The 18,081-nt window shown below is 29.9% G+C and carries 11 protein-coding genes; 4 read left to right on the forward strand and 7 right to left on the reverse strand.

Going from position 1 to position 18,081, the window contains the following annotated elements; all coding sequences use genetic code 11:
* Positions 1-106 precede the first annotated feature (106 nt).
* The 3 genes from AC8GF4_RS15115 to AC8GF4_RS15125 are packed head-to-tail and all read left to right on the forward strand — an operon-like array spanning position 107 to position 5,968.
* Positions 107-3,196, forward strand: a complete 3,090-nt coding sequence (locus tag AC8GF4_RS15115) for a hypothetical protein (RefSeq protein ID WP_506595755.1) — start codon at positions 107-109, stop codon at positions 3,194-3,196.
* On the forward strand, positions 3,193-4,428 hold the full coding sequence (locus tag AC8GF4_RS15120; RefSeq protein ID WP_506595757.1) for a hypothetical protein: 1,236 nt from the start codon (positions 3,193-3,195) through the stop codon (positions 4,426-4,428). The genes AC8GF4_RS15115 and AC8GF4_RS15120 overlap by 4 nt, the downstream gene beginning before the upstream one ends.
* Positions 4,415-5,968, forward strand: coding sequence for a glycoside hydrolase family 2 TIM barrel-domain containing protein (locus AC8GF4_RS15125; protein WP_506595758.1), 1,554 nt, complete (start codon positions 4,415-4,417; stop codon positions 5,966-5,968). Before AC8GF4_RS15120 ends, AC8GF4_RS15125 begins: the two co-directional genes overlap by 14 nt.
* Positions 5,969-6,181: 213 nt before the next feature.
* Here AC8GF4_RS15125 and AC8GF4_RS15130 read toward each other — a convergent pair whose 3' ends face one another.
* Positions 6,182-7,372, reverse strand: a complete 1,191-nt coding sequence (locus tag AC8GF4_RS15130) for a glycosyltransferase (protein ID WP_506595759.1) — start codon at positions 7,370-7,372, stop codon at positions 6,182-6,184.
* Between the two features lie 153 nt (positions 7,373-7,525).
* Entirely contained in the window at positions 7,526-8,785 is a 1,260-nt protein-coding gene (locus tag AC8GF4_RS15135) for an MATE family efflux transporter (protein WP_506595761.1), read from the reverse strand.
* Between the two features lie 319 nt (positions 8,786-9,104).
* On the opposite strand from AC8GF4_RS15135, the gene AC8GF4_RS15140 reads away from it, so the two are divergent.
* Positions 9,105-11,174 carry a tetratricopeptide repeat protein gene (locus AC8GF4_RS15140; RefSeq protein WP_506595762.1) on the forward strand — a complete coding sequence of 690 codons (2,070 nt, stop codon included), beginning with the start codon at positions 9,105-9,107 and terminating at the stop codon, positions 11,172-11,174.
* A 758-nt stretch (positions 11,175-11,932) separates the two neighbouring features.
* Here the strand turns inward: AC8GF4_RS15140 and AC8GF4_RS15145 are convergent.
* The 5 genes from AC8GF4_RS15145 to AC8GF4_RS15165 all read right to left on the reverse strand — a co-directional run bounded on the left by AC8GF4_RS15145 (position 11,933) and on the right by AC8GF4_RS15165 (position 18,081).
* Complete coding sequence (locus AC8GF4_RS15145; protein ID WP_506595763.1) at positions 11,933-14,368, reverse strand: DUF4114 domain-containing protein; 2,436 nt, start codon at positions 14,366-14,368, stop codon at positions 11,933-11,935.
* A gap of 518 nt (positions 14,369-14,886) precedes the next feature.
* Positions 14,887-15,588 carry a LytR/AlgR family response regulator transcription factor gene (locus AC8GF4_RS15150; protein ID WP_506595765.1) on the reverse strand — a complete coding sequence of 234 codons (702 nt, stop codon included), beginning with the start codon at positions 15,586-15,588 and terminating at the stop codon, positions 14,887-14,889.
* A 12-nt stretch (positions 15,589-15,600) separates the two neighbouring features.
* On the reverse strand, positions 15,601-15,918 hold the full coding sequence (locus AC8GF4_RS15155; protein WP_506595767.1) for an Hpt domain-containing protein: 318 nt from the start codon (positions 15,916-15,918) through the stop codon (positions 15,601-15,603).
* Complete coding sequence (locus AC8GF4_RS15160; protein ID WP_506595769.1) at positions 15,905-16,942, reverse strand: sensor histidine kinase; 1,038 nt, start codon at positions 16,940-16,942, stop codon at positions 15,905-15,907. The genes AC8GF4_RS15155 and AC8GF4_RS15160 overlap by 14 nt, the downstream gene beginning before the upstream one ends.
* Positions 16,942-18,081 carry an FIST signal transduction protein gene (locus tag AC8GF4_RS15165; protein ID WP_506595771.1) on the reverse strand — a complete coding sequence of 380 codons (1,140 nt, stop codon included), beginning with the start codon at positions 18,079-18,081 and terminating at the stop codon, positions 16,942-16,944. Before AC8GF4_RS15165 ends, AC8GF4_RS15160 begins: the two co-directional genes overlap by 1 nt.

Genomic DNA, 18,081 nt, shown 5'->3' on the forward strand with positions numbered 1-18,081 from the left:
AATTAGATGAATGGCAGTTATGTTTCGGTTAATGAATGTTTACAGTAGTTATTTATAATTGGCTGATATACGTTATATTTACAAAAGCAAACAAAGCACTTATCAATTGAAAGAAAAATCAAATAAATATTTATTAGTCGCTTTACTTATTGGAGTTGTCTTCCACTCGAGTGCTATTTTTTTTACTTTAGAAAATACTTATGATGCTTTAATTCATTTGTTTTTTGGTAATCATTATGCAAACAGTTGGTTTGAACCTTGGAATTATAGCTGGTATACTGGATTTACAGTTATGGGCTATCCTCCATTGGTTCATCAATGCATAGGTGCTTTATCGTTAATAGGAGGATTAAAATTTGGTCTTTTTACGGTTGCCATAATTGCTATCATTCTTTTTATTACCGGCGTATATCGGTTTGCCTTATTAATGACTGGAAATCGAAATGTTGCAGGATACGCATCGCTTTTAGCGGTATTTTCTTCTTCCTTTGTAGAAACGCTTCATATATTTGGGCAATTACCTAGTATTACAGGAATTTCTATTTTGATGCACTCGCTTCCCGAAATCTATCTTTGGATAAAAACTGGACGATACAAACACTATTTTAACTCGGTATCTTTGATTGCAGTAACTGTTTGTTCCCATCATGTTACGCCACTTTTTGGAATGATTTTCTTCATTTTACCATTAATAGGAATGACAGTAATGGATGTGGCAAAAGAAAAAGCAGGATCTTATAAGCAAGTAAAAATCAAATTATTCATTCAAACTACTCTTTCATTACTCAAAAGAATCATCTTAATTGGAGGTTCCGGTGTTTTTTTAATAGTATTTTGTATTTTGCCGTATTGGATCAATTCGAAAAAAAACCCAATAACACAAGTTCCTATTCCGCACGGGAGTCGTGATAATTTTTTGGAGGTAACTTCTTCTGGATTGATGTTTTTTGTAATACCTTGGGGTATTTTAATGTTTGTTTTGCCATATGTTTTTTACCGATATTATTCCAAACGCTATATTTTTTTTGGATTATCAATTACATTGTTAACCATATTAGGAACAGGTGGTACAACTCCAATTCCAATCAAGATATTAGGGAATAATGCTTTTAATATTTTGACTCTAGATCGTTTTACATTGTGGGCATCTATCATGAGTTTGCCAATGTTTGGGGAATTTGTTTATCGTTTGATTGAGGGAGATTTACGAGATGCTATTCAAAATCGATTTGGCTCTGTGTACTACAAAATTTTGACAGGAATGTTTGCTGGTTCGTTTTTATTTATGGCTATTTTTACTATTACACTGGGCTATTTCAGACCATTTCAACCTCAAAAAATAAACACACTACCTATTATTAATTTCTTAAATCAAGATCAACACGATCAGTGGCGTTATTTGCCTTTGGGTTTTGGAGATCAAATGGCAACACTTTCTTATCAAACTAAAGCGCTAACTGTTGATGGCAACTACCATTCTGCAAGACGACTTCCAGAATTAACATCCCGTGCAGTGGAACGATTAGAGAATTCTAAATTTAGGGGATTAGAAGGTATTGGATCCTTACAACAATTTTTGGCTGTTCCCGAAAAATATAATTTAAAATATGTGTTTTCAAATGATAAATTTTACGATCCTATTTTATATTTTTCTGGCTGGCATCGATTAACACAACTAGAAAACGGAATAATGGTATGGGAAAAACTCAATGTTGCACCATTGTCAAAAATACTTCCTTTTGAGGATGTTCCCTTGTACCAAAAATTAATGTGGGGAATTATACCTTTACTGACCGTTGCAATTGCTTTTATTTTAAATATTCAAGCTATTTTTTATCGTGCTTTAAAATTAAAACCCCGAATTCATCCAGATTTTTATGATTTTGCAGTTCCATACCCTTCTTTTTCAAAAAAATTAATAATTATTTTACACCTTTGGGCGGTTTTCTTATTGGTCGTAATTTCTTATTTCACCTTCTTATTTTATCTTAACAATACTTCACAATTAAGTCCTAAGAATGTAGTCAAATCGTATTACGACGCTATAGATTTCAAAAATTTCGAAAAAGCACATTCCTTTTTGGATCCTAATGGCAAAAAAAGTCTTTCGCAATTTATGCTCGAAACAGCTGTTCAAGATGGAATTATAAATTCTTATGCAAAATTAGACGCCATTGACATCAAAATACTAAACCAAACCGAAAAATCAGCTAAAATAATAGCTAAAACTAAATGGATTACTCCATTAGAAATTATATCAAAAGACTATATTCACGAGGTTGTGAAAATTAATGGAAATTGGTTTTTAGAACCTAATAAAATAGACTTAGACATTCCACCAGATCAGTTTGTATCGAATAACCTTACCGAATTTTTCAAACATGGAAGACGAAAAATTTCGACACAACAAACCTATCATGATGATGTTTTAAAACAACCTGTCCTTGAAATATTAACTGTAAAACTTATTTATTTCAACAAAGAATACATTATTGTTGGTGAAATTCAGAATGTAGATAATGTGCCTGCTGATGTTGTTTTAAAAGCAACTTTATACAATAAAACAAATAAAAAACTGGCCTCATTTAATGCCAAATATGTAATCAAACACAAATTAATGCCAAAGGAAATTACTAGTTTTAAAGTTAACTTTGAAGACATTGCTTGGATTAAAAACACAGATGTAAAACCTAAAACATTCAATCCAAATGAGTTTGCTCCCTTGGACATGAAAGGAAATCCCTCTACATTCAATATTCAGTGTGCTGGAAACGTTACCATTACCGACTTATACACTCAAGTTGCCCTCTCTGATTTTGAAATTGATGGCAATCATATCAAAGGAACACTTTTTAATTTTGGCATTCAAGAGAGTACTATTCCAGAACTTTTAGTATCTTATTACGATTCAAAAAAAGAATTAATTTATGTAGATCATTTCTTTATGCGAGAAGGTGTTAGAGTACAACGAAAAAATTACTTTAATTACGAATTACTAGATTTAAAAAACAACAAAGTCATCAAATCCTCATTAGAAAATTGCTTCGTAAATGGGTTAGCCAATGAATCTATATCTAAAGAAGTAGTTCCAAATCGAAATAAAAATCAAGAACCGGAACAATTGCAAGAAGTAAAAGGAAAAGGTTTCAGTTATATTAAAATTGAAATCAATAATTATATTGGAAACCCAAGATGATAACAAAAAAAACAGCTTTCTTGTTCTGCCTGTTTGCACTAATTCTAGTAGCATTTGCAACTTCTTTGCCAGAATCAAAAAAATTGCAATTTACATTACAAACTCGAATTTCGAATTTTGAAGCTGGAAATAAAATAGAAATTAATTTTTTGACCTTATCAAAAACAGCAAAACCAAAACTTTTTATTGTTCATGATTATGGAAAAACATTACTTAATGGAAAAAACAAAAATGGAAAAATTAGTTTTGTCCTTCCTGATTTTTATGCAAATAAAGCTGGAGTTGTTTCGTGGTTTTTAATCGACAATAATAAAAACTGCTTGAAAGGAACTTTTGAAATTTTGCCTAATGACAAAACCGAAACAAAAATAGAAAACTACCTTGGACCTCCAAGTATTCTTGCAGGTGGCTCCGAATATACAATGATGGTTACTATACCAACCGACAGTTACGACAACCCGAAAAGAGCAAACACCCCAACGTTAATAAAACATCAATTTTTAGAGAACATAACCGTAGACCGTTTGAAAACCAAAAATTTCATTGCATGGAAAAATATTTTTTCGCCAAATAAATCAGGAAAACTTCTAGTTTCTACTCAATGTGATACTATAGCGGTAAAAGAAATAGAAACAGAAGTTTACCCCAATATTGCAACTAATTTCACTATCGTTTTTCGACGAAATCATGAATTTGCAGATGGCAACCAAATCACAGATTTAAGTACATCCATAATAAAAGATGTATATGGAAATACAGTAAGCGATGGTACTTTAGTATCCTTTATAATTAGAACAAAAAATAATTATGTTTTAAAAACATTTGGAACCACAATCAAAGGTATTGCTTCCGCAAAAATGCTACACCCTGACCATAAAGAAACGTATACTATAAAGGGGTATGTGACAGGAATAGCAGAAAGTAATTCGATAGTCATTAATTACAAACCGATTATTTCAAACTTCAATTACAACTTTTCAAATGAGAATAGGTTATTGTCTGTAGGTCCGTTAAAAAGTTTTATGAACCAAATTGTCCCTGACGGAATCAGAGTAGTAGTCAAAATATTCCATAACAATAAATTGGTCGATACCTTATTTGAAGAAAGTGCAAAAGGAGTGGCAAATTTTTATATTTCGAAAGATTTTTATAAAGAAAAAACATATCGCTTTGAAATATCAACCTTGGGAATTACCAAAAAAACTTCAATTCTAAATTATGATATCAATTAACAACAAAAATACGATACGAATTGTACTATTCAGTTCATTCATCATACTGAATCTATTGTTGCTTTTAGCAGTTAATAATGTTTTGTCCTATTTAAATACTGGTGCAAGTAGAACATCAATGCTACATTTGGAAAAAGAAAATATCAATACCTATTTACCAAAAGTAACATGGGAAAGTATAGAAAATCCAGGCAGAGTTATGGAACCAACTACTCTAAAAACAATAGAAAGAGATTATCTTTTTTCATGGTATATCAAAAATGAAAGTCATAAAACCAATAAAAAAGACGGTATCGAAGATTATTACACAATTAATACAAGAACTAATTTATACAACTCAATTGCTTACAATAAAAAAGAAAAAATAAAAATTCAAGCTACAACATTAAAACACAATCCAAAATTAGAATTCTATAGTGCAGATGGTCAATTGGTAGTTTTTACAGACAAAAATGTTATTCAATACCAAAAAATATATCAAGAAGGAAAATTAATCACCGAAATTCAAGATACAGCAACTTACAAAGTAATGATGCTATTGGAAGATGGATTTTGGAGAGTCAGACACATCCAGAAATTACCAATATTACCATTTGTAAAAGACTCAGTTAAAACAAGACCTTTTTTTAAAGTCATTGGAAAAAAAATATTTAAAAACAATATTGAATTTACGATTAAAGGAATTAATTATTATCCGAAAAACTCTGCTTGGGATACTTTTGGAGAAAACTTTAATTTGGATACAATTGCTGCAGATTTTGAAATCATCAGAAAAGCAAAACTGAATACGATTCGTATTTTTATTCAATATGAAGATTTTGGCAAAGCCGATGTTAATCCAGAAAAAATAAAAAAACTATCGCAATTACTGGATTTAGCAGAACAAAAAAATCTAGAAGTAGTGGTTACTCTTTTTGATTTTTACAGTGATTATACGCCCGAAAATTGGACACTCACCCATAGACATGCAGAAAAAATAGTAAGTACTTTCAAAGACCACAAAGCAGTGTTGGCTTGGGATATTAAAAACGAACCTAATTTGGACTTTGAAAACCGCGACAAGGGCAACGTTCTGTCATGGCTGGATCAAATGTTAACCGTTATCAAAGAAAATGACCCTAATCATTTGGTTACCATCGGATGGTCAAATTCTACCGAAGCTACACATTTGAGCGACAAAGTAGATATTGTATCCTATCATTTTTACAATGCACTGTCTGATTTTGAAAAAGAAAATGGAGCAATCGAAAAAGCAACTTCAAAACCAGTAGTCATCCAAGAGTTTGGTATTCCATCCTATAGAGGTATGTGGAATTGGTTTGGTGAAAACGAAGAAGACCAAGCACAATATCATAAAAAAATACAAGCTCTATTTCAAAAAAATAAGCTTGCATTTGTATCATGGACGCTATATGATTTTCCTCATGTGCCAGATCAGGTTGCAGGAAAATGGCCTTGGCAAAAAAACAGACAACGAAAATTTGGTTTTATAGGAATAGATGGAAAGAAAAAACCCTCTTTTTTGTATATAAATTATTAACTTAATACGTTGGGTGAAATTATTTTTTACCGCATAGAAACATAGAATTTATAGTTCTTAAAAGAAAGAGATAGACGTTTTACTATTCACATAGCTATTCTATGTGTGAAATAGTACTATTTCTATTTATTCTTTGCCTATTCAGCATTAATCTATGATTCTATGTGGTTAATTTTTTATTTTATTTGAATTTCACCCAACGGGTTAACTTAATTAAGAGTGAGAAGCTAAATTCAGTTTATTTATTTCTTCAAAATAATCCATATACATTCCTGTAATTTTTTCCATAGATAATTCGCAGGCGGCCTTATAATTTGTTTCTGCTAATTGGCGTCTGTAGCTATCATTGTCCAAAATATTTTCGATTGCCTTTGCCAAAGAAGCAGGACTTTCTGGATTGAAAAATTCGCCTGCATATCCTTCTTCTTTGACCAAAATGCTCAAATCTCCCAAATCAGGCATTACAACAGCTTTTCCATAACTTCCAGCTTGATGCAAAACACCTGAACTCCCAGTTGTAGAAGTGTACGGAAAGACAACTACAGTACTTTCGTTAAAGATAGTTTCAACCTGATTTTCTTCAACATATCCGGTAAAAAAAATACCTGGAACATGAGCATATTTCTCTTTCACAGCTTGTAAGTAGCCGGGCGTATTGGGGCTGTCTGTACCTGCGATAACGACTTCCAAAGGTTCCTTGTTATTTTCTCTAATTAATTGTAATGCCTCAATTAAGATTTCTACCTTTTTGTAAGTTCCAAATTTTCCAAAAGCCATTAATTTCTTTGGTCCTGCTGGTAAGTTGAAATTAGGTGAATGTGGTGTTTCAAATGAACCATGTGGAATTAAAACAACATTTTTGGCTTTGTATTTTGATTGAAGAATGGTAACGTATTTACTTATTGTAACAGCAACGATATTGGCTCTCAAAATGCATCTAGTTAAATTTGTTCCAATAAAATTATACACTTTTTGAGTCAATTTATTCTTGGTAAAACCAGCACTTTCAAGATCAACCTGTTCCAAAATATTATGTAAAAGCACAACCGTTTTACAACCAAAAAAGCGCAAAGTCATTGGTATTAAAAGTCCTAGTGCAGCAGGTATTTTTTTGTCACCAAACTTAACAAATTGTAAATTGAACAAAACTGCATCTGGTTTTTCTTTTAGAATAACTTTACAAACCGAGTAAATATTTGAGTAGCTATTAAATGCCCAACATTCCCTTACTTTAATTTTTTCTTTATTTTCAAAATCCAACTGTTTCAAACCATCCGTTTTATCAGTAATTAAAATCAGTTGAGAAACAGCCTCTTTGAGAACAAAATTCTTTACCAAATGATAACCATATTCATTTAAAGTAACTTTACTTGGAGGAAATGAGGTAACAACAGCTATTTTCATTTTTCTTGTTTTAGGTTAATAGTAAATTATTTTGGGTAACTCTTTTAATTTAAGTCTATAATTAATTTTTTTGATACTTTAAAATTCAAAAATCCACTACCTAATTTGAAAAAAAACTTTAGCTATAGATTATTTTCATTTTAAAAAATAAAATTATTTGGGTCCTTTTTTATTAAAATAAAAAAAGTAACACAACTGAAAAAACAATAAAACAAACATGGTATAAATTTGCATTTCTACCACCTGCTCCAAAGTGGAATGGAAAAATGCTATTAAAGCAATCTGAGTTAATCCTAAAATAGCCGAAACGACTACTGGCATATATTGATTTAAAGACAAAAAATAATAGGCAAAAATATTAGCTATTGCAAAAACAGCAGTTGCCAAAGCATATTTCCACAATAAAAACGCAATAGGCAGATAGGCCTTTCCGAACATAATAGAGACTACAAATTCAGGGAACAAAAAAGTAAAACCAACAATTCCGATGGACAAAACAATTATATAGCCTACATAAGTCATTAATATTGGAAGCGTATCCTTTCCGTCTTTTTTTAACTGAATTACTTTAGGCAAAAGTAACATCACAAACATCCATGCTACAAAATACACAACCCTTCCAATAAGTGCTAAAGAGGCATACAATCCAGCTTGATATTCCTCAAAATAATGTTTTACTAAAATAATATCGCTATTGTTAATTATAATTTGAGTAAATTCATAAAAAGCTGTTAAGGCAAAAAATACTATGATTTCTCTCCTTTCCAAAATTTCAGAAGGGTCAACAACAACTTTTTTTAGCATTACTTTTTGAAAAGGAAAAAGACCAAAAACAAAGGACAAGGTTATTCCTGCGGCTACAACAATTGAACTTTGAAAACTCGGAAAAAAGAAAACAACTAATAAGGTAATCAATAGCCTACTTATCATTTCCGTCTGATAGGTAATAGCCATTTTTTTCAAGTTATTGGAACCTTGGTACAAACCTCTATTGACACTCATTAAAAAGTAAAGTGGAATTCCAAATGCAAAAACCACAAACATAGTTGCTGTCTTGGTATGAAATAATTCTTGAAGCTTATTGTTAAAAATAAATATTAAAAACCCAAAAGCAAACCCTATAAGCAATGCATATCTTGCAATATTTTTTATAAAAAGTGCTAGTTTTTGATTTTCTAATAAAACAGCATATTTAGCAGTCCCCACCTGAAAAGTCATTCCTAAAAAGGACAAAACCAACAAAAATGTAATCAAAATCGCCGCATCCGAAAAAGCTGCCGGACCTAGCATTCTTCCCAACAACAAATTGTACAAATAATTCCCTGCATTTACCCCCAACATAGTGAGCATAAAAACATGATCAGCACTTAGCTGTTTTGGAATTGAAAATGTTTGAAATGATACTTTTTTCATAATCATATTTCAAAAATACAAAATAATTAACAAAACTTTGTGTTTATTAGAAGTATTTACATTCAAAAAGAAAGATTTTTTGTTAACTTTATTCTAAAAAAACATTTTTAATATAATCTCATTTTTTTAAGTGATTAGCCACATTATTTTTGTAAATTAGTTTCCAATTAAAAAGGAAGCCTATTTAATTGGTGTTGTAGTATGTGTTTTCAAAATGAAAATCAATATCTTTTTAATTATGCTTTCCCTTAATAAGTTTATTTATAATGAATACCTAAAGTCTCTATTTTGATTTATAACAAGCCTAATATATTCAATTATGAATTTTACTCGAAAATTTACTTTCTTTTGTTTTATTGCGTTTAATTTTATTGCTAAAGCTCAAGATATGAGTCAGGGTTTTGATCATCTTGAGAAAGGGGACTTTAACAAAGCTGAACTTTTTTTTGAAACTATTTTAAAAGAGTATCCTCAAAACAAAACTGCAAGATTGTGTTATGCAAGAGCGGTGGGATTAAATAAAGATCCAGAAAAAGCATTAGGCATTTTCATCAAATTAAGAACAGAATACCCGGATGATTTAGAAATTAAGCTGAATTATGCTGAATCTTTATTGTGGAATAAAAACTTTAAAGATGCAAAAGTCTTCTATACAAAACTTGTAGCTGACTATCCAACTAATTTTGTTGCACATTTGGGATATGCAAATACTTTGTCAAATCTAAAAGAATTTCAAGACGCATTATTTTATGTTAATAGAGCTTTGGAAATAGACAAAGGCAATAGTGGCGCTCTTGTTTCGAGAAAATATATAAAATTGGGTTACGCCAATCAAAAAATTAGTGATAAATCATATTCAGAAGCAGAAAATTTCTACAATGAAATTTTAGTTGATTTCCCCGATGATAAGGAAACACTACTCAACAAAGCCAATTTATATTTAATGACAAAAAACATTGACAAGGGAAAAGCCGTTTATTCTATTTTAAGTAAAACCGATCCTATTCTTGCTTTGAACGGTAAGTCATTAATCGAACATATTGACGGGAAAGACAAAAAAGCACTTGCTTATTCTGAAGAAGCGATTGAAAAAATGGCTTCAAGCAACGACATAAATCTAATCAAACAAACGCAAGAACGCTATGTTCAAGCACTGATCTGGAATAAAAAATTCAAATCAGCAGAACTAAAAATTAATGAATTAAGCACAAAATACCCTAACGAAAACTGGGCCCTTTCATTAGCTGCAACTTTAGCGATTTATAGAAGCGATTTTAAAGATAGTGTTACTTATTATCAAACTATACTTGCTAACGACTCAAAATCTTTTGATGGGAATTTAGGTCTCGCAAATGCCTATTATGCGTCTGGAGAAATTAATGCTGCATTTGATGCCGTAAAAACTACATTAACTGTTTTTGAAAAACAAAAAGATGCAACTAACTTTTTAAAAAGATTAAATGAAGAACATACCCCTGTATTAGAAGAGAAATTAAGTTATTCTTTTGATAACGGAAATAACACCGCTATGTTTTCAAGAACATTAATTACGTTTCCACTATCCACAAAATGGTCAACAAACATGACTTATCAATTTCGAAAAACAGGAAATTCAATTACAAAAATTAGGGCCAACTCAAATGACTTTTTATTAGGATTAGGTTATAAATTTCATCCTAAAATCAGTTTCAATTTAGAAGCAGGTATAACCTCAGCCAATTCTACAGCAAGCAATTATACCCAACCCCTAATAAATGCTTATTTTAAAATGAAGCCTTTAAAATTGCAAGATTTAGAAATAGGATACAAAAGAGAAATACAAAATTTTAATACCGATTTAATTGATAAAGAAATTGCAACTCATAATTATTATTTAAATTATAATATGGGGACCAATTTTAATTTGGGGTGGTTTACCCAATATTTTTTCACTACTCAAACCGACAATAACCAACGTAATTTACTCTTCACCTCCTTTTATTACAACTTTATGTCTCAACCCATTTTAAAAGGTGGATTGAATTACCAATTTATAAGTTTTAAAGATCAAGTACCCACTGTTTATTTCAGTCCAAAAAAGTTTAATGCTTTTGAAATTTTTTTAGATTTCTTGAAAGACGAAAAAATAACCGAAAACAAAAGTTGGTTTTACAATGCAAATGCTGCACTCGGCTATCAATTTATTGAAGATAATGAAAAACAATTAACATATAGAATTCAAGCTCGATTAGGATACAAATTCTCTGACCGATTACTAGCTAATTTATACGGTGGCAAAAGTAATATTGCTTCGGTTTCGGTAGCAGGGTTTACATATACAGAATTCGGTTTACGGTTAAGATGGGTGATATTAAAAAAACCTGTTTTTCATATAAAGGCTAATGACTAAATTGCTTATAAAATTTTCACAAATCAAATTAATTAATGAATAGACAGTCTATTTTGGACTAAAATCAGTTATTCAAATCAAGAATTGAATTTGTTTTTTTAGACCACTAAACAATAAATTTTGGCAAATAAATTAAATTTGTTATGCCATATGTTTTCTTTAGAAACAATATTCATTTACATAATTGGTCAAAAAAAATAGATTAATAAGTCCCTTCTAGACAAAAGAGGTGAAATTATTTTTCTTTCAAAGTTTCATGAATTTTGACCTTTGATGGATATAATTGTCTAATAATACAAATCATACCTCCATTTCAATAATAAAAAAATTATAGAAGGGGTATTGAAAACTATCCAAAAATAGAAGGGCTTAAACTTTAAATCAGTTTAAGCCCTTTTTTTAGCTATATTTTTCAACTTAAAAAAATTCAAAACTTATTAAAGTTTCAAAGCGTTTGTTCTATTTTTAAATCAAGCTTTTATAATAATTTAATCTTTAAACCCAGATTAAGCATTAGAAATCTACTACATTAAATTGTTCTTCAAAACAAAAAAAACTTATTCTCATTTTCAAAATTAATCTGTCATCAGTGTTTATTTCTAAAAGGTATTCGCTGAACTTTGTTTACAGCTTCAAAATAGTTTGTAAAATCATGTTTTTTTAATAATATAGTTTTTCAATGAAGTTTAATGTGAACGGTACAAAAACCATTTTCTGTACCCTTCAAAGTAAGACTAGCTCATTTTCATTACTAGATATTACTCTACAATAAACTTAGAATAAAATTTATTATTCTCTTTTGTAGTTACCACAAACATATATACTCCTTTAATGCATCCATTCAAAGAAACTGTTATTTCGTTGTTTGAGGAAATACTTTTGAATTCTTGCTTGGAAACCATTCCACCATTAATGTCTACAATTCTTACCGATACACTTTCTGTTTTAATTGGCAGAACAAGAGTAGTAGACAATTTAGCTGGATTTGGATAATTGTAAATTCTATTTGCAGATTTCCCCTGAACATTTGGGAGGCCTAATGTTTTATTGTTCAATAAAAGTTTAGAAACATTTACTGAAAAAGGTTGAAAAGTAGTATTGTCTCCTTTTATAGAAAAAACAATACCTCTTAATTTTTCATTATTATACTTTTGATTCAATGGGTTTGTAAATTTATCAAAAGCTAAGTTAATAGCCTCAGGCGAAGCATAGGCTGGAATCTCAAATCGTAATCTGTTTTCCCAAACTATACCCTCGGTAACTAAGACCACTTCAATTGGCAATGTATTTTGAACTGTAAAAGCCAATGACGAATAGTTTGTTGCATCAAAAACTAAATCTCCAGGAAGTAAATTGCGAAACAAATTAACAATTCCTTTTACATTACCACTAGCGGATGAATTTCGTTCTATTTCATATTGATCAGAGGTAATCTCTGTATTTGTAGTATTATCAATAAGTAGTTTTGCGTTGTTTACTTCATTAATATCATAATCTAATCCCCAAGGTCCGTCTGCCAAATATAAAGCATCGTTTACCATTGACTTATCTCCAGTAATAGAAAATCCAACATCAAAAACATTCCCCAAATCAACTATAAGATCTTGTTCAAAGGAAGTTGAAATATTTAAATTTTCAGAAACATTAGTAGCCGAAGCAAATTCATTAGATTTTTTATTTCCATCAAATAAAACGTTTGTGGATTTTGATTTATTGATTAGCGTCAAATATAATTTCCCGTTTTTATACCTTCCTTTTTTTACAAATACGTTAGGTATTCTATTGGTTACTACATCTGTAATAATTGGGCCTTGCTCTTCAAATTTGGCTAAAATAATATTGGCTAAATTATTTACTTGCCCCATAGATGACCCCCAAATTTGAAAATTAATATAGTCTCCTAATGGGTACTGTCCAATATTCCAATAACTTTTTAATTTGTTTTGGGTTCCATCTTTTAGAATCGAAAAATTTAAAGCATATTCAATTAAGCCGTTTTCTCTTTTGAGTTTTACCATAATCACTTGATAGCCTAAAATTTCAATTGTTCGAACATCTTCTAATGAAGAACTATTCAAACGATCACAAATTGCTTTAGAATGATCATATATCCCATTTGTAGTTTCAGTAGCAAAAACAGCTGCAACTCTATTTGTATTTTCATAATAATCCACAGAATATACTTGTGTTGCATTTGTTATACCAATAAGATCTGTTGGAGAGGAAACAAATGAAGTTTCTGTTCCATACATACCTGTACTTGGTATAATAGTGCTAAAATCAATTCCTGACATTGTTTTGCTTGTTTTCGAATTTGATTTTTCGAATTTGGTTTGTTTGGACTGTATGTCTTTTATGCTATTTAATTTTGTTCTTTTGAAATTTCTTTTAGCTATTAATGTTGCCAAATCACCATTACTTTCCAAACCTCCATTATTTCCAGAAGAAACATTTGAAGCAATACTTACATCAGCAATGTTCTCTGTTCTAATTGCATCATAAGGGCTTGCAGTTACATAAAAAATAGCATCATTAAAATCTTGATCACAAGAAGAATAATCTCTTCTAATGTCCTCAAAACCAAGTATAACTAATTGATTGGCTGGGTCTTTTAATAAAACATTGTGTTGCCTGTCTGATGCTTTGGCTTCTGGGTTAAAATTAGGATTTGAATACAATTGCCACAAACCAGAAGTTACCTTTGTACCATTCCAAGCATTGGCCAAAAGTACCCAACCTATTGCTGTTCCTGCACTAAAAGAACCTATTTTTACTTTATTACCAACTACTAGACTCCCGCCGCTACCTGCGGCTGATACGTTTGGAAAAATTATAGTTATCTTATCAGCTGTTGGAGCAACAGTAGGGGGATTATTAATGTCATAGGTATAAAACCCCAGCACATTTCTGTATCCTGCGCCTTCTCCAACAAAAGTCACCCAAACTTCAGCATCCTTATCCAAAATCAAATCCGTTTCATACCCAGAAGTAATATATTGTGGATTATAAACGGGAACTTTGTAACCCTCGGGTAACGAATTTGCAATTAATTGTAAAGTTTCTTGACTAACCACATCACTAGTAACAAAATACTGTGGCGTACCATCTGAAGTATAAGTCCCCAGAAATTGGTAACCTTGGGAGAAACATACAGAACAAAAAATCAAATTAATGGATAGTAAAAGTTTTTTCATGATTTTAAGATTTAAGATTATTTAAAATTAACAACCAATTCAATATCTTGAATTAGTATTAGATAGAAATGGGGATTCTATGGTCAAAATGCACAAATGCTTCGATATAAAATTTAAAGAAAATATAATGCTATTAATCAAATCAAAAAAAAACCTAAAACGAACTTATTTAATCGATATTATAATCAGGAAAAAAAGTGTTTTTTAAGTTTAAAGAAATCTTGTGTTTAAAAATTTTAATTGTAACCTAGTCTTAAATTTCAACCATTTAACTATTAAAAAAACAATTATCTAAATGGTGTACTGTACTTAATACAAAATAGTGTAAAATGGAAATATAAAGAATACGTATAAAATCAATTTTACTAATTTTAAAAGAATTAATAAAACAAATTTAATCAAAAAAAAACACCTAACTAATTAATTTTTAAGTATTTGTGTTTTTTTATAGATTTATCAATCGTTTGAGTGTTTTGATGCTATTTATAAACAATTCTTCTGCTTAAAGATTAAAATATTTACAATAAATTTAATCTTTGGATAAGTTCTGCTTTTTTTGTTCTACTAATAGGAATAACATCTTTACCTATCAAAATACTATTATCCTCTATATCAATGATTTTAGTAGTATTTATAATAAAAGACCGGTGTACTTTCAAAAAGATATCTTGGGGTAATTTATCTTCAATTTTTTTCAAAGTAGAATGAACTGTATAGTTTTTAGTATCCGTTTTTATATAGATATAATCTCCTTTTGCTTCAACAACAAATATTGAAGTAATCTCAATTTTTATTAATCTCCTGTCTATATTTACATAAATCCATTTATTGGTATCCTGAAGTGGTGAAGGTATTTTGTTTGAGACAGTAGCTATTGATTTTGCTTTCTGAATTGCTTTTAAAAAGCGTTCTTCATATATTGGTTTAACCAAATAATCAACTATACATTCATATTCAAAAGCCTCAATTGCAAAATTTTTGTCAGAGGTTATTAAAATTATTTTGGGCGGATCTTTTAAAGTTTGAATAAAATCAAATCCGGTGAAATCCGGCATATGTATATCAAGAAAGATTAAATCAATTGCATTTTGGTTTAAATACTTGATGGCAGAAATAGCACTTGGAAATTGTTCCTCAAGTTTTAAATCTGTAAAATTTAACACCATTTCAGAAATGATGACCCTTGCAGTCTCTTCGTCGTCGATTATAATACAATTCATTTCATAAATATATTACAAATTGTTTACAAATTGTTGCATCAAATTAAGAATTGCATCAAACTCATTTTGTAATTCTGTAGAATTCTTTTTTAAATTATCTTCATAAGATTCTGCCACATGATAACTTACTTCTAATCCTAAAATCGAAGTTTTATGCTTTAATTTATGAACACTTTGGGCTGCGTTCACAAAATCATTATTTAGCATCTGACTATCATACAAGGCTTTTTCTTGCGGTAATTCTTTTTTTATAATTGCAATAATTTTAGCCTTAAATACTTCATTATCACCAGATAATTGATTAATATAATTTAAATTAGGTTGCTCCATTATCTTTGAGTATTGTAAAATAAAATGTTGTTCCAATATTTTCTTGACTTTCCAGCCATATCTTACCTTTGTATAAGTCCACAATTTTTTTTACTATAGACAACCCAATTCCCGTCGAATGATCATTATTTTCCAATTTAGAAAACATGTCAAAAATTTTGTCTTTGTATTTCTCTGGAATTCCAATGCCATTATCTTTTATATAAAACTTAAATTCATCCTTATTTTCTTCACTTCCAATTTCAATATTTGCTTTTTCTTTATCGTTGTATTTAATGGCATTTTGAATTAAATTTTGAAATAATTGTTTAAATCTAAAATCATTCCCAAATACTTTAGGTAATTTATTTTTGATACAAATTTTAACATGATCTGGAACAAAAATTGTTCTGAAAACATCGTCCATAAGCATATTTAAGTCTACACTTCTATTTACAATGCCTTGATTGTCTATAGAAGAATAATCCAAAATCCCTTTTATAAGCAAATCCATTTTTTCTACATTTGACAATATCAGTTGCAATGATTTTTTCATGTTATCATCCAAAATAACTTGGTTATCATCAATAAACCAATTAAGTAAGGCATCAATACTTCTTAAAGGTGCTTTCAAATCATGGGAAACCATATGAGCATATTCATTTAATGCTTTATTTTGTTTCTCAAGATTAGTTAGCAGTAATTCTCTTTGCTTATTGATATCAACAATAACTATGGATTGCTGTTTAATATATTCCGAGGGATTTAAATTATCGATATTTGTATTGATATTCATATCCAAATTCATTGAATTTAGGATAAATTCCAAATTTTTATTCACTTCTTTTAAACTTTCTGCTTCTGCTCTTAATTTTTGGTTCGCGTCAAAAAGCTCATCAGAACTTATTTTCATTGCTCTTTGCAACAAATCAATCTGACTTTCATAATTTTTATATGATTCATCAATAGCCTCAAAAAAAGGATTCAAATCGTTTTCTGTTCCCTTTAATTTTTTTTCTATTTGTCTTTTTAACAACGAATTCATTATTCACTTATTAAGGTTAAAGTCATTGTTTGGTTGTGGAGTTCACAAGTTGCTGTTGAAGTTCCGCTAAAAGGTGCAATTTCGCCGTACGAATAAAACCCTGTTATAGCCGTTTTTTTTCCTATTACATCTTGTACTTGCTCTATTTCTTCTTCAACTCTTTGATTCATAGCTAACTTTCTTCCAATACAGCTGACCAAAATTGCTATTTCAGGGTCGTTTATTCTTCCTTTCATTGCCAATTTTGCTGCGTAACATGCTCCTTCAGAAATACCATCAATTGATGCCATCATTAATTGAACTTTTGAATGCATTGGTACATCTCCTGCTAATATCATCGAATTATTTTCATTATCAATATTTAATATGGTTCTTACAACAGGCTCTGTTTTACCAATTGGAGTAACATTTAAAGGAAATAAAAGAGAAGATTGTGGTAATTCACTCGCCTTTTCGCCTAAATATTTTTTATATAAGTCTAATGCAGGTTGGCCATCTATTTCATACAGTGTATTTCCTTCTGATTTAGTAATAACACGTTCTGGTCCAAAGGGCAACCAACCTCCAAAACTAGCAAAAGAAATTTCCAACGTTTCTCCATAGAAACCTATCAAAACAACTTCACCTACTTTTGGATCTTCTTTGTATGAAGCTAACGTTTTTTCAAATCTGGAATCGTCTCCACACATTCCTCCTGTTACTGATACACTATCATCGATTTGATCTTCCAACCCATTTATCAAAGAGCTTCCGTTTACAAAACTACCTTCAGACAAAACAAATAAATGTTTTAGATTTTTCTTGTCGATTTTGTTAAATAATGCTTTTCCTAAATTTAGTGCATTCTTATCATAGTTAAGAATATTCTCTGTTTCTATGGCAAATGTACTTTTGTCAAACTCAATTGCGGTTACAGTTATAGAACTTTCATAAACTAGATTCCCAATAATTTCACCTGAAGTGGAGCCAAAAACAATATGCTCGTATGGAAACTCGTTACGAATATCTTGAATAAGTTCCTGATTTTCCAATAAAAACCGATTTGCAAAAACTAAGACTATAGGATTATTCAATTTTGTTTTCTCCTGAATGTAAATCCAACCATTATTTTCAGTTCTGTATGCTTGATTAATTTTCAT

Source organism: Flavobacterium rarum (SeqCode), from assembly GCF_965234445.1.
GTDB classification, from domain to species: domain Bacteria; phylum Bacteroidota; class Bacteroidia; order Flavobacteriales; family Flavobacteriaceae; genus Flavobacterium; species Flavobacterium rarum.

Coding starts and splice junctions, on each gene's coding strand:
- AC8GF4_RS15120 (WP_506595757.1), top strand. CDS start 3,193: ATGATAACAAAAAAAACAGCTTTCTTGTTCTGCCTGTTTGCACTAATT.
- AC8GF4_RS15140 (WP_506595762.1), top strand. CDS start 9,105: ATGAATTTTACTCGAAAATTTACTTTCTTTTGTTTTATTGCGTTTAAT.
- AC8GF4_RS15155 (WP_506595767.1), bottom strand. CDS start 15,918: ATGGAGCAACCTAATTTAAATTATATTAATCAATTATCTGGTGATAAT.
- AC8GF4_RS15165 (WP_506595771.1), bottom strand. CDS start 18,081: ATGAAAATTAATCAAGCATACAGAACTGAAAATAATGGTTGGATTTAC.
- AC8GF4_RS15125 (WP_506595758.1), top strand. CDS start 4,415: ATGATATCAATTAACAACAAAAATACGATACGAATTGTACTATTCAGT.
- AC8GF4_RS15160 (WP_506595769.1), bottom strand. CDS start 16,942: ATGAATTCGTTGTTAAAAAGACAAATAGAAAAAAAATTAAAGGGAACA.
- AC8GF4_RS15145 (WP_506595763.1), bottom strand. CDS start 14,368: ATGAAAAAACTTTTACTATCCATTAATTTGATTTTTTGTTCTGTATGT.
- AC8GF4_RS15135 (WP_506595761.1), bottom strand. CDS start 8,785: ATGAAAAAAGTATCATTTCAAACATTTTCAATTCCAAAACAGCTAAGT.
- AC8GF4_RS15150 (WP_506595765.1), bottom strand. CDS start 15,588: ATGAATTGTATTATAATCGACGACGAAGAGACTGCAAGGGTCATCATT.
- AC8GF4_RS15130 (WP_506595759.1), bottom strand. CDS start 7,372: ATGAAAATAGCTGTTGTTACCTCATTTCCTCCAAGTAAAGTTACTTTA.